Source organism: Wohlfahrtiimonas populi (genome assembly GCF_002006795.1).
Classification (GTDB): domain Bacteria; phylum Pseudomonadota; class Gammaproteobacteria; order Cardiobacteriales; family Wohlfahrtiimonadaceae; genus Wohlfahrtiimonas; species Wohlfahrtiimonas populi.
This window is the reverse complement of record NZ_MVDN01000002.1, coordinates 24,944-38,602: the sequence shown is the minus strand read 5'-3', so window position 1 is coordinate 38,602 and position 13,659 is coordinate 24,944. Positions and strand designations below refer to the sequence as shown.

Genomic DNA, 13,659 nt, shown 5'->3' with positions numbered 1-13,659 from the left:
ATCTTATCGACGAATAAATTGACCTGTTGCACCTTCAGTTACGCCTTCACCCAATGCATAGATTGTTTTACCACGTAAAATTGTGCGAGCAATTTGTGCATTGATTGTGCGACCAACATAAGGGCTGAATTTATTGCGATATTCTAAATCTTCAGCTTTTAATGTGTACGCTGATTGTGGTTTGATGAATACAAAGTCTGCATCTTTACCCAATGCAATTGAACCTTTCATTGGTAAGTTAAAGCGCTCTGATGGTTTAGTTGCAATCAAATCAGCAAATGCTTTTAAAGATAAACCACGTTTTTGTACGCCTTCGTCAAATAGGATATCAACGTTATTTTGAACGCCGGAAATACCGCCCCAAGCATCAAATGCATTTTCTTTGTCTTTTAAATCTGGTGTGCAAGGTGAGTGATCAGATACAGCAGTGATAACAGCGCCTGAAATTACATATTTCCATAAGCCATCTTGTGCTGCTTTATCGCGAATTGGTGGTGAGCATTTTGCTGACATGCCAATTGAATCCAACTCATCTGTTGTGAAGTATAAGTAGTGAACACAAGTTTCGCATGTGATGTCTAAACCTTCTTCACGTGCTTTGATCACTTCTTCAACACCTTCTGGACATGCAACGTGGCAAATGTGAATACGACAGCCTGTTAATTTAGCGAAGAAAATTGCACGGCGAATTGCCTCAACTTCTGTAAATGCAGGGCGAGTTGCGACATATTCTGCCAATGTTTTTTCGCCACGAGCTTTTGCAGCACGGCCTAAAGCATCTGTGATTGCAGCATTTTCTGCATGGATTGCTAATAGTTTTCCTGTTTTAGCAATTTGCTTCATGCCTTCCATTAGCGCGTAATCATCTACGTTAGAGAAGTCACCATCCAAGGTTGGATCGCCACAAGTTGCCATAAAGCATTTGTAAGCAGCAACACCTTCATCATTTAATTCTTGAATACCACCATCTAAGTTAAAAGGTACTAAGCCACCAAAAGATGCAACATCTACACGCAACTTATCTTGTCCAGCTGCATATTTTTTACGGATGCTTTCACCATTCACAGTAGCAGGTAATTGGTTTAATGGCATTTCCACAAATGTTGTTACGCCACCTTTTGCACATGCTTTTGTGCCTGTAACATAACCTTCCCAGTCAGCACGAACACCGCCTGGATCAGTAATATGAACGTGAACATCCACCATGCCAGGGCTCACAATTAAGTCTTCTGCATCGATGATTTCTTCTGCATCACCTAAGTCATAGCCAAGCGCTGCGATTTTTCCATTCTTAACCGCAACATCAATGTTGGTTTCACCTGTTTCCAAAATCACTAAGCCATTTTTGATAATTAAGTCATAACTCATTTGGTTTTCTCCTTAGAAAAAGAGTCTGTAAAAATTGTTGAACAAAATTGTTCTTGTATTAATCCTAGCGTAAAGCGATCAAAAGTGTGCGCTTGATTGATCTCTTTTATGAAATATATGTGGGATTGAGCATTGGCTGAATCCTCAGAATAAATACTACGATAAGGTGCGATAGAAGCACATTCTAAGGTTGTTATTGGTTGCATAGATACCTCCTTTTAACAGCTCAATGACAATAGAGTCATAAGATTAAACCATTGCTTAATGATCTTATGTAATTGATTTGTTGCTGTGGGCATAATTTAAAGATTGATCTTTCCCACAGATTTCGAAAAAGTATAGTATAAAAAAAGTCATTGTTCTAATATTTTTTATAATGAAATTTTGATTTATGTCTTCAATACACTGCTCATTTAGATAAGAAGTAGGAGTTATTCGCTCATTATTTATGACAAGCATATTAATACTGATATGAATATCAGTAGATTAGATGTATTAATCTGGAATCAAGAGAAGTTTTTAGGCATTTATTTTAAAAGTTAATGATATAGCACTTAATATTTATTTTTTGATTATTATCATATAGTTGAAATTATAATCATATGGATATTAATATAATTTAATGGTTTTTTGTGCTAATAAAAGCTTATTATTAGAAATATTTAAATAATAAAGGTATTAGAGATTCTTGTTTGATTAAAAAAAGTTATGGTTTACATAGTGAGGATCAAATGGTCTGATAAGTGCTACGGATGTATACTTATTTCATCAAATCAGTACATATACATAGTTATGAAAAGGGAGAAATTATGAAAACATCAGCAAAAGTAAAAGAAATGGCAAAAAAAACTAGTTGGGCTCCTACTTCAATCGAGGCAGAAGGCGTTGCGCAGATTACCACAGGTTTGAACCAATTGCTTGCAAATGTATTTGCATTGTATTTAAAAACTAAAAATTTCCATTGGCATGTCAGTGGCCCTCATTTCCGTGAATACCATTTATTATTGGATGAGCAAGCAACAGAAATCCTAGCCATTGTGGATGCAGCAGCAGAGCGCGTTCGTAAAATTGGTGGCACAACCATTCACTCCATTGGTGAAGTTGCAAAATTGCAAACAATCGAAGATAACAATGATGCATCTGTGAATGCACAAAAAATGTTAGAAATCTTGATGGCAGATAATCAACGTTTGAGCCAAGATTTACGTGCATTGCATGCAATCACTGATCAATACGATGATTATGCAACAACGAGTTTATTGGATGATTGGATTGATCAAGCAGAGCAACGTGTATGGTTTTTATATGAAACAATTAATGGTCATCAATAAATATATCCCTTAAAGCTTTATGGTTAAGAGTAAAAAAGAGAAAGTCTATGGCTTTCTCTTTTTTTGTATGGCGATTGATTTTTGTAAATAAACAGTTGATTCTTAATTCATATAATGATTATTAAATGATAAGGTCAATCAAAACTAAATGAGAATAATTGTTATTTGTATTGACATATCGGTTGTAAATGTGAATAATTCTGACCTGAATATTGTTTCTAAAGCGTAACAATGTATTTAATTTGAATCATTATGAATGCCAAGAAGGAAAGATTGTGCCACTACGTAATTACAAAACAAGCAAAGCCATAGTAGCTGTCGCTATGTTAGCCGTTTTTTTATTTCATGGCGGTCTTTTGTATGCAATTACTTATGTTGGTAATCGTGAGGATCATCAGGTGATGATGGAGCCTTCAACTATGATCATGCATCATATTAGTTTGGCAGGTGTTGATACGGCAGAAGAAGTGACAAACCAGCATGATGATGAAGAGCTCTTAACAGAACCCACTGAGCCTGAAGAGGAAGTGAAGGAAGAAGTTAAAGAAGAGGAAGTGGTTGAAGAAAAGGTTGAAGAAGTTCCTGAAGAGCCTGTAGTGGAAGAGTCTAAGGAAGAGATCATTACGACTAAGCAACCAACACCGCAAGCACCAAAAATTCAGGAAAAAAAGAAAGAGAAGCCAAAGCCTAAGCCTCAGCAGAAAAAACAAGAGGCAAAACCACAGCCTAAACGTCAATCTAAGCGTGTGGAAAATAGAGTATTCTCGATGCAAGATATTTCTGTATTGTCTAAACCTGCACCGAACTACCCAAGATCTGTATTAATGCGCCGTACTGGCGGTACAACAATTCTTTTGATTAAGATTAATGAAAAAGGTCACGCAGTATCTGTGAAGGTTGAAAGGTCTTCAGGCAATGATCAAATTGATAAAGCCGCAGTAACGGCAGGCCACAAAGTACGTTTGAAACCATACATTGTGGATGGTAAGGCTCAAGTGATTGTTGTCAGAATTCCATATCAATTGAAATTTTAGAATTTTATAAGTTTATTTACGTAGAAAAGGAAAACACATGCAACCAGAAGTCACCGGATTGGGGTTTGAAAACTTTATTGGCCAAGCTGATATGTTGAGTAAAGCACTCTTTGTAATCTTAATTGTGATGTCTATAGTTTCTTGGCTCATTATCTTTTTGAAAGCATTACAGGGTATTTCAGAAAAGCGTAATACTAAAAAATTCTTAAAAATGTTTTGGAATGCTAAATCGGTGGATGATATCGATGGCTATTTGGTAGAGCATACGCCAAACAACTATCATGAGATTTTAACGGATGCAGGTGTTCATGCTTTACAACGTTATAAGAAAACTCATGGTAATTCATTGAGAGATAGTGGCTCATTGGGTGAAGTGATTACACGTGCTTTGAGTACTAAATTGGATGAAATCAATTTGCGCTGTGAAAATGGTGTGACAGCGTTGGCAGCAATTGCTGCAACCGCACCATTTGTTGGTTTATTCGGTACAGTTTATGGTATTTACCATGCTTTGATTGAAATTGGTTCAACGGGCGCAGGTACAATCGATAAAATCGCTGGCCCAGTGGGTGAAGCATTGATCATGACAGGTGTTGGTTTGGCAGTTGCGATCCCAGCAGTATTAGCACATAGCTGGGTGATTAGACGTAATCAAGTAACAGTGGGCGCTTTAGATTCATTTGCATATGAATTATTGAATCTATTAGGTGGCGAATGTGTTCATTGCAAAAATGATTGTTGCGATAAGAGCCAAACAAAAGGAGCTTAATCATGGCATTTGGACGTTTACGAGGTACTAACTCGCGTGCCCGTGCTGAAATTAATATGGTGCCTTTGATTGACGTGATGTTAGTTCTGTTAGTAATTTTCATTCTAACAGCACCATTAGTAACACAGTCAGTTCAATTAAAATTACCAGAAGCGGTGGATTTAAAAGAGAAAACAACACCTGATCAAGCTGAAAATAAGCCAATTTTGGTTGCAATCAATGGTGAATCTGAAGTTCATATCAATGAAGTTAAAATGGGTACTGATGAAGCAGTCTTAACGACTTTAACAACATTGAAGTCAGAAGCACAAGCTAAGAATGGCCCTGAATACAATCCTTTGGTTCAATTTCATGTGGACATTAAAGTGCCTTATGAGATCGTAGCGAAAACGATTACTTCATTGAGTAAAGCAGGTTTAGGTAATATCGGCTTTGTAACGTTACCAGGTGAAGGTGGATCTGCTCCTGCAGCAGGAGAAGCGACACCAGCTGAAAATACAGCACAACCAGCGCCAGCAAACTAGAAATAAAAGTATAAAAAAGGCTTGGTTGAATGACTAAGCCTTTTTTATTGAGTAAAAATTATTGCGGTTGAATTTGTGGTGTTTTAACTTCATTTGTATCATCACTGTTTTTAGATTCTTTGATGATGAATTTTAATAAACCAACGCCAGCCTTCATGAATTGATCTTCAGCTTTTTGATTATCCTCTTCATTGATCATTGTGAAGTAGCTTTGTAATGTATTACCAAATTCATCGGGAACATCATTGGCTTTCATCAATTGTGTCACTAAATTGACAACATCGGTTTCGCTTGGATCTTTTTCTGAAATCAATTTTAATCCCGCTTGTAACGAGCTTTGATATTCTGTCGGAATATTAAAGACTTCTGTTAGAACTTTTTCAACTTCTTTAGGATTAGCTGTGCCTGATTCACTGCTTTGCAAATATAGTGCTAAAGCATTCACATAAGCATCAGGTAATTTTGGCAATGAAGATGCTAGCTCTTGTACATCTTGATTGGATAATGCTTTACCTTGTTGGCTTTGCACTAGTAATTGTAAGGCAGTAATTTGTTTACTACTGAGTTTCGGTAGGGATTCTGCTAATTGATCTGCATCTTTTTGTGTAAAATTAGAAGCTGTATTGTTTGCTTTTTGTTTAACGCAAATTTCTAAGCCTTCATTGGTTTCAAAACATTTTTCAACATGTTGACTGGCATAGCTCATGCTCAATGAAGAGGAGATTAGAAGCAATGAGAGTGTAAATGGTTGCAATTTATTATTCATGTTTGTTCCTTTGTGGTGCTTTCACATTCGTAGCTATGATTTTATCAGGAAAATTGTTGAATGAGATTAAATAGGCGTTTTGTTTATTTTTGTAAATAAAAGTCGTTACATTTTTATGCGAATCTGTATAATACGGTTTTTTATTATTTGGAGNTTTGTGTAAAATTAGAAGCTGTATTGTTTGCTTTTTGTTTAACGCAAATTTCTAAGCCTTCATTGGTTTCAAAACATTTTTCAACATGTTGACTGGCATAGCTCATGCTCAATGAAGAGGAGATTAGAAGCAATGAGAGTGTAAATGGTTGCAATTTATTATTCATGTTTGTTCCTTTGTGGTGCTTTCACATTCGTAGCTATGATTTTATCAGGAAAATTGTTGAATGAGATTAAATAGGCGTTTTGTTTATTTTTGTAAATAAAAGTCGTTACATTTTTATGCGAATCTGTATAATACGGTTTTTTATTATTTGGAGAAAAATTCCGTGGATGAGGACCCGATCATATCCTTGTGTTTTGATCATACGATCAACAGCTAAGTCCTGAGAGTTTTTCCAATCTTCAGGCAATCTGAAGATCTATTGTTATAGTTCACTTATATCTAATATTAAATGGTAAAATATTATCTATTAATATTAGATGTGGGTGATGTCTAACCCATGGTCTCCTGCATTCTATAACTAAGGAGCTACAATGAGTGTTTATCAACAATCCAATTTATATTTCTATTTAGAGCCAATCATTGAAGCAGGTGATGCAGAAGCATTCATCGAGCTTGTCAAAAATACTAAAGCCATTGATATTGCAGATGTTGTGGAAGAATTTCCTACAGAAGCAGTTGTCGCATTATTAGAAAAATTGGATTCAGCAAACTTATCTTATTTGTTTGAAGAGTTTGAAGAAGAAGAAAAGCTTCGCTTTGTGCCACATTTATCCATCGGAACATTGGGGCGATTATTTGAAGATTTACCATCAGATGAGCAAGTAAGCTTGTTTGTGATGTTGAATACTGAGCAGCGCCGTCAAATCTTACCTGCCTTGGATAAAGAAGAGCGTGATGCGATTGTTGAATTGTCATCTTATCCTGAAGGTACTGTGGGTGCGATGACAACAGCGGATTATGTCAATATTGCAGAAACAGCAACTGTGCGTGATACTTGGGCGAAAGTTCGTATTGATGCACGCACAAAAGAAGCATTATCTATGATCTACGTTACAGATGAATATCGCCATTTAGTGGGCGTTTTATCTTTACAAGATCTATTGATGAGTAACGATGATGATTGCATTAAAGACATCATGGTGAAAGATATCATCCAAGCAAGAGCAGAAGATAAAGATAGAGTGGCTGTTGAATTAATTGAACGTTATAACTTAGAAGCTTTGCCAGTTACGGATGGCTATGGCCATTTAGTGGGTATTGTGACTATGGATGACGCGATGGAGCGTTTGCGTGAATCAACAGCGGATTCATTTGCAAAACTTGGTGGTAACGTGCCAATGTCAGGTCCTGAATTGGACTATGAATATTCAAGCTTTTGGCGTATGTTCTCTGTGCGTGGTTTCTGGTTAATCATCTTAACGATTTTCGGCGTATTCACGAGTGCATTTGTGGCAAAGCAGGAAGAGATATTATCTGAAGTGATTATCTTGGCTGCATTCTTAGCGCCAATTGTGGATATGGGTGGTAATACCGGCAGCCAATCCGCAACACTTGTTATTCGTTCGATGGCATTGGGTGATTTAACATTGAAATGGAAAGATATCTGGTTTGTCTTTAAGAAGGAAGTGCCAGTTGCTTTAATGTTGGGTGTAACAGTTGCAACTGTAGAAGTTATATTGGCATATTTCTTTAAATCAGGCATCAGCGTAGAAGTATTGATGATCATTGGTTTATCGATGATTACTGTAACATTTGTGGGTGGTTTGATCGGTATTTTCTTACCATTCATCGCAAAACGTTTCAATATTGACCCTGCAACATTAAGCTCACCAATGTTGACGTCTATTATGGATTTCTTGGGCGTTGTGATCTATTTCAGCTTTGCGTATTGGTTCTTAAGTGATTTATTGATTGAAGCTGCAGATGCGTTAGTTTAATCAGAGATCATAAAGAAGTGGCAAAGCCACAGCATGCTATGCATGTTGTGGCTTTTTTGCACGTAGAATTAAACTTAGGATATAAGCGAGCACAAAGATAATTGCTTGTACAATTACGATAGAAGGGCCTGTATCAGCATCTAAATGGTAGCTGATGATTGTACCGATGATGGACGCAATCACTGAAACAAATACAGCAATCACTAACATAAACTCAAAGCGTTTAGTCAATAAAAATGCAGTAATGCCTGGTGAAATTAACATGGCAATCACTAATACAATCCCGGCTGCTTGTAACGTTGTGACAATCGTTAAAGAGAGCATAGAGAGCAATAGGTAATGCAAGAATGTTACAGGTAAACCCACAACTTTGGCTTGTGTTGCATCAAAGCAAAATAGGATGAAATCTTTGAGCTTCAATAAGATGATGATGCTGATCACGGCACTGATGATCACTGTAAAAATGAACTCATTTTTTGTGATACCCAAAATATTACCAAATAGAATGTGAGATAAGTGAATGTTGGTGTGGATCTTTGTCACCATAATGATGCCGATGGCAAACATCCCTGAGAATAAAATCCCCATCACAGTATCTTCTTTGATTCTGGAGTTATTTTTGATGAATCCTGTTGCGAATGAACAGAAAATACCAGAAATAAATGCACCAATGATCACAGGAATGCCAATCAGATAAGCCGCAGCAATCCCAGGTAATACAGCATGAGAGATCGCATCACCAATCAAAGACCAGCCTTTGAGTACTAAGAAACATGAGAATAGTGCACACACAATGGCAATCACAATGGCTGCATATAATGCTCTACGCATCAATTCTAATTGGAAAGGTTCCACAAAGAAGTTAAATAATTCTGACATTATTGTGCTCCTTTACGAATTTTCAAACGTGTTGCAATGTAGCCATATTTGGGTGCAAAGAAGAATGCTAACAAGAACAATCCTGTCTGCAATGTCACTATGACACCGCCCGTTGCACCATCTAAGAAATAACTTAACCAAGCACCCACAATACTGCTGATTGCACCAATTGCAATGGAGATTAAAATGATGTGGGAGAATTTATCACTCAAAAGATAAGCAGTTGCACCCGGCGTCACAACCATTGCAATGACTAAAATTGCACCAACAGTTTGCAATGCTGCGATTGTACAAGCACTCAACAAAGTGAAGAAAATGATCTTTAATCTTAAAGGTGATAAACCTACAGAGCGTGCATGCACTTCATCAAAAAATACCGCCAAAAGGTCTTTCCAAATCACACATAATACAATTAATGAAACTGCAATGATGATGTTTACTTGCAAAATATCGCTATCTGCAATGGCAAGAATGTTGCCAAAAATGATGGATTGTACATCTACTGATGTTGGGTTCAGTGAAACAATGAATAAACCGACAGCAAAGAATGTAGAAAATATGAATCCAATGATGGCATCTTCTTTTAATCGTGTGAAATGGCGAATCACAGTAATGGAAAATGCAGCCAATAATCCTGAAAAGAATGCGCCAATTGAATAAGGTAAACCTAACGCATAAGCCCCCGCAACACCTGGAACAACTGAGTGTGATAAAGCATCCCCCATCAAGGACCAGCCTTTGAGCATCAAATAAGCAGATAGGAAAGCACATGTACCGCCTACTAATCCGCTCACCCAAATGGCTTTACGCATATATTCGTAGGTGAAAGGTTCCATCAATAATTCCCACATTATGATTCTTCCTTCGGCGCTTGTGCACTGGTTCTTGGTGGCTCTTTTTTATCGACACCATAGAATACAGCAGGGCGCTCATCATCTGTTAATACTGTAACACGACGTGGATCGCTATCATCATGTAGATCATCACCATCAATATGAATATGACGCAAGACACCACCAAATGTTTTTTCAAGGTTATGATGGTTAAATGTCGTTTCTGTTGGACCTGCTGCAATGATTGTGCGATTGATGAACAAAGTTTGATCACAGAACTCAGGCACAGAACCTAAGTTATGTGTGGAAACTAAAATCAAATGACCTTCATCACGGAGCTTACGAAGCAAATCTACAATCGCATTCTCTGTTTTGACATCTACACCAGTGAAAGGCTCATCCAACAAAATGATTTTACCTTCTTGAGCCAAAGCACGTGCTAAGAATACGCGCTTCTTTTGTCCGCCTGATAATTCACCAATTTGACGATGCGCTAGAGATTCCATGTTCACACGTTTTAGAGATTCTAAAACTTTAGTTTTATCGTGAGATGATGGGATGCGCAAAAAATTCATTTTGCCATATCGACCCATCATCACAACATCTGAAACTAATACGGGGAAGTTCCAGTCCACTTCTTCTGTTTGTGGTACATAGGCAACGGTATTTTGCTTCAAAGCATCTTTAACATTACCACCATTGATGGAAACAGAGCCTTTCGTTGGTTTCACCATGCCCATGATGCTTTTAAATAGCGTGGATTTACCACCGCCATTCACGCCAACGAGCGCGCAAATGGTTCCACCATCTAAATGAAAATTAACATCTCTAATGGCCGTATGGCCATTATTGTATGTGACAGTTAAATTCTCGACTGTGAGCGAAAACTTTTCTTGTGAAATCATTGATTAAAGCCTTTTGCAATTGTTTCAACGGTTGTTTGTAAAAGATCAATATACGTTGGTACTGGACCTTCTGGTTCAGATAATGAGTCAACATATAACACGCCACCGTAAATAGCATCTGTTTCTTTACTGATCTGTTTTGCAGGCTTATCAGAGACAGTACTTTCACTGAATACAACAGGAATATTATTCGCACGAACAGTTTCGATCACTTTACGAACTTGTTGCGGAGTCCCTTGTTGCTCAGCATTGATCGCCCATAAGTATAATTCTTTCAAGTCATAATCTTTAGCTAAGTAACTGAAAGCACCTTCGCTTGTTACCAACCAACGTTTATCTTGAGGAATATTCGCTAAACGATCGCGCAATGGTTGATCCAATGCTTTGATCTTCTCTTTGTAAGTTTCTGCGTTAGCAGTATAGACAGCTTTGTTCTCTGGGTCATATTTAATGAGTGCATCACGGATATTATCAATATAAATGATGGCATTTGTTGCAGACATCCAAGCATGAGGATTTGGCATGCCACTATATTCGCCTTCTACGATGGACATCGGTACAATGCCATCACTGATCACAACTGAAGGAACATCTTTCATATTTTCAAAGAAACGCTCAAACCAATTTTCTAAGTTCAAACCATTCCATAAGATTAAATCAGCAGATTGTGTGCGTAAGATATCTTTTGGCGTTGGCTGATAGTTATGAATTTCAGCACCATGCTTAGTAATGGATTCTACAATTGCCGCATCACCTGCTACATTTTGCGCCATATCTTGAATGATCGTGAAAGTTGTGACAACTTTGAGCTTATCCTTTGCATTTGCAACGGATGCAAGAGAGAATACAGAAGCGAGGATTGTGATGCCGATAGTTGCAAGGTATTTATGTTTACGCATGGAGAATAGCCTTATTGAGGGATTGAAAAACCTTAGTATAGTAAATCTATAAGTGGCTTCCAAATGGGATTTAGTGGATTTGAGAGTTATTCTTATTTGATGGGAATGTTTTTCATGCAAGATGATTTTGATAATAAATTATTAAATAGTGGGTTTTGAGTATATATTATGAGCGATAAGAGAATATTAATATTTATTGGATTAGGATTATTTCCGACGATATCCTCTGCGATAACTTTAGATAATATAAGTAATTTTTTGTTAAATCCTGATCTGCCTCAATTGACCCCACATGAGGTGATTGCGAATCAAAATTTTTTCGGTAAATTAAACACCACTTTAGAAACAGAGGATGAATTAGTTTTATCAGCACAAAAAAAACCTAATAGTTTAGAAATGACATACATGAAATTGGATGGTCAATGGTTATTGAATGATGTTAGTTTTAGTTATTACTCAAGTAAAAATGAGAATTGTGAAAAGCAACAAAATGCTTACACAAAACATTTGACTAAAAAGCTAAATAAGGCTACGTTCAATGAGTCAGATGAAGGTATGTTTTGGCAGTTGCAGGATCGCAGTTGGGGGATTTGGTTGTCGACAGATCGTACAATTAATCCTTTTTCCAATGCGAGTGGATGTTCATCTAAAATCATATTGATTTATAGTAATTTAGATGAGCAAAATGGAGATGAAGATTTTTAACATCGAGTATAAACGAGCAGTTTGTAGTAAAAGTTTCTGCTCACTAAATTAATAACAAATTGAAATTCATGGAGATTTTATGTCTTATATCCTTATTTTTAACTGCGGTAGTTCATCACTTAAATTTTCTTTAATGGATGAAGCAAGTGAGCAAGTAGAGATGTCAGGAACAGCTGAAAGATTAGGTGAAGCTGGCGCAATGATTACAACATCTTGGAATGGCGAAAAAGTACCTGCAGATTTAGGCAATGGTAGTGGACATAAGGCAGCAGTTGATTACATCTTAGGTTTTTTAAAAGAAAAAGGATATTTAGATAAAATCAAAGCAATCGGTCATCGTGTGGTTCATGGTGGCATTAAATTTAAAGATTCAGCATTAATTAATGATGAAGTGGTTGCACAAATTAGAAAATGTATTCCATACGCGCCCATTCATAACCCAGCAAACTTGATCGGTATTGAAGCTACTATTGATGCATTCCCAACATTGCCACAAGTTGCAGTATTCGATACGGCATATCATCAAACAATGCCAGAAACCGCTTATTTATATGCAATTCCAATGGATTTATATCGTGATCATAATATTAGACGTTATGGTTTCCATGGCACAAGCCATCGTTACATTGCAGATAAAACAATTGAGAAATTAGGTTTAGATAGAAATAATTCCGCGATCATCAGTGCTCATTTGGGTAACGGTTCATCTTTAACTTCTATTAAAAATGGTCAATCAGTTGATACAACAATGGGATTTACACCATTAGAAGGTTTAGTAATGGGCACGCGCGCAGGCGATGTAGATGCGGGTATCGTTAAATTCTTATCATCTAAATTAAATTTGAATGTGGACGAAATCGACACATTATTAAATAGCAAAAGTGGCTTATTGGGCATTTCAGAATTATCCAATGACTGCCGCACATTGTGGGCGGCTGCTGAAGAAGGTCATAAAGGTGCAAAACTTGCATTAGAAATCATGATTTATCGTTTAGCGAAGAAAATCGTTTCTTTCATCGTACCATTAGGTCGCTTGGACGCATTAGTATTCACAGGCGGTATTGGTGAAAATGATGTAATGACACGTAAAAAAGTATTGGAGCATTTAGCATTTTTAGGCTTCAAAGTAGATGATGCTGCAAANTCAGAATTATCCAATGACTGCCGCACATTGTGGGCGGCTGCTGAAGAAGGTCATAAAGGTGCAAAACTTGCATTAGAAATCATGATTTATCGTTTAGCGAAGAAAATCGTTTCTTTCATCGTACCATTAGGTCGCTTGGACGCATTAGTATTCACAGGCGGTATTGGTGAAAATGATGTAATGACACGTAAAAAAGTATTGGAGCATTTAGCATTTTTAGGCTTCAAAGTAGATGATGCTGCAAATAATGCAACATCACGTGGTAAAGAAGGTATCATCGGCGAAAGCCCAACATTTGGTAAGGCAATGGTGCTTTGCACGGATGAAGAATTGATGATCGTTAGAGATACTCTGAAGATCGTTAACGCACTATAATTTTCACCAACAAATATTAGGATGATCATG

Annotated in this window: 14 protein-coding genes; 7 read left to right on the top strand and 7 right to left on the bottom strand. The window is 37.0% G+C overall.

The features are described 5' to 3' along the window. Positions 1-3: 3 nt before the first annotated feature. Both allB and BZK16_RS03065 read right to left on the bottom strand, forming a co-directional pair. On the bottom strand, positions 4-1,368 hold the full coding sequence (gene allB, locus BZK16_RS03070; RefSeq protein ID WP_077927440.1) for an allantoinase AllB: 1,365 nt from the start codon (positions 1,366-1,368) through the stop codon (positions 4-6). Beyond that, positions 1,365-1,574: a hypothetical protein gene (locus BZK16_RS03065; protein WP_077927439.1), complete on the bottom strand. Its 210-nt coding sequence runs from the start codon at positions 1,572-1,574 to the stop codon at positions 1,365-1,367. The genes allB and BZK16_RS03065 overlap by 4 nt, the downstream gene beginning before the upstream one ends. Before the next feature lie 603 nt (positions 1,575-2,177). On the opposite strand from BZK16_RS03065, the gene BZK16_RS03060 reads away from it, so the two are divergent. From BZK16_RS03060 to BZK16_RS03045, 4 genes are all read left to right on the top strand, one after another. Next, positions 2,178-2,699, top strand: a complete 522-nt coding sequence (locus BZK16_RS03060; RefSeq protein WP_077927438.1) for a Dps family protein — start codon at positions 2,178-2,180, stop codon at positions 2,697-2,699. Between the two features lie 275 nt (positions 2,700-2,974). Further along, positions 2,975-3,733 carry an energy transducer TonB gene (locus BZK16_RS03055; protein ID WP_077927437.1) on the top strand — a complete coding sequence of 253 codons (759 nt, stop codon included), beginning with the start codon at positions 2,975-2,977 and terminating at the stop codon, positions 3,731-3,733. A gap of 37 nt (positions 3,734-3,770) precedes the next feature. Then, positions 3,771-4,502 carry a MotA/TolQ/ExbB proton channel family protein gene (locus BZK16_RS03050; protein WP_077927436.1) on the top strand — a complete coding sequence of 244 codons (732 nt, stop codon included), beginning with the start codon at positions 3,771-3,773 and terminating at the stop codon, positions 4,500-4,502. Between the two features lie 2 nt (positions 4,503-4,504). Continuing rightward, positions 4,505-5,026 (top strand): ExbD/TolR family protein, encoded by a 522-nt coding sequence (locus BZK16_RS03045; RefSeq protein ID WP_077927435.1) that lies wholly within the window; start codon positions 4,505-4,507, stop codon positions 5,024-5,026. A gap of 58 nt (positions 5,027-5,084) precedes the next feature. On the opposite strand, the gene BZK16_RS03040 is transcribed toward BZK16_RS03045, so the two are convergent. Then, entirely contained in the window at positions 5,085-5,792 is a 708-nt protein-coding gene (locus tag BZK16_RS03040) for a hypothetical protein (RefSeq protein ID WP_077927434.1), read from the bottom strand. A 690-nt stretch (positions 5,793-6,482) separates the two neighbouring features. On the opposite strand from BZK16_RS03040, the gene mgtE reads away from it, so the two are divergent. After that, the gene (gene mgtE / locus BZK16_RS03035; RefSeq protein WP_077927433.1) at positions 6,483-7,889 is read left to right on the top strand and encodes a magnesium transporter; all 1,407 of its coding nucleotides are present in this window, start codon (positions 6,483-6,485) and stop codon (positions 7,887-7,889) included. Between the two features lie 36 nt (positions 7,890-7,925). Here the strand turns inward: mgtE and BZK16_RS03030 are convergent, their stop codons facing one another. The 4 genes from BZK16_RS03030 to BZK16_RS03015 are packed head-to-tail and all read right to left on the bottom strand — an operon-like array spanning position 7,926 to position 11,405. After that, entirely contained in the window at positions 7,926-8,768 is an 843-nt protein-coding gene (locus tag BZK16_RS03030) for a metal ABC transporter permease (protein ID WP_077927432.1), read from the bottom strand. Next, positions 8,768-9,619 (bottom strand): metal ABC transporter permease, encoded by an 852-nt coding sequence (locus BZK16_RS03025; protein WP_077927431.1) that lies wholly within the window; start codon positions 9,617-9,619, stop codon positions 8,768-8,770. Before BZK16_RS03025 ends, BZK16_RS03030 begins: the two co-directional genes overlap by 1 nt. Next, a complete protein-coding gene (locus BZK16_RS03020; protein WP_077927430.1) occupies positions 9,619-10,506 on the bottom strand; it encodes a manganese/iron ABC transporter ATP-binding protein in 888 nt (295 codons plus the stop codon). The genes BZK16_RS03025 and BZK16_RS03020 overlap by 1 nt, the downstream gene beginning before the upstream one ends. Continuing rightward, entirely contained in the window at positions 10,503-11,405 is a 903-nt protein-coding gene (locus BZK16_RS03015) for a metal ABC transporter substrate-binding protein (protein WP_077927429.1), read from the bottom strand. Before BZK16_RS03015 ends, BZK16_RS03020 begins: the two co-directional genes overlap by 4 nt. A gap of 168 nt (positions 11,406-11,573) precedes the next feature. On the opposite strand from BZK16_RS03015, the gene BZK16_RS03010 reads away from it, so the two are divergent. Continuing rightward, the gene (locus tag BZK16_RS03010; protein WP_143691125.1) at positions 11,574-12,110 is read left to right on the top strand and encodes a hypothetical protein; all 537 of its coding nucleotides are present in this window, start codon (positions 11,574-11,576) and stop codon (positions 12,108-12,110) included. Between the two features lie 79 nt (positions 12,111-12,189). Further along, entirely contained in the window at positions 12,190-13,629 is a 1,440-nt protein-coding gene (locus tag BZK16_RS03005; protein WP_077927427.1) for an acetate kinase, read from the top strand. The last annotated feature ends 30 nt before the right edge of the window (positions 13,630-13,659 follow it).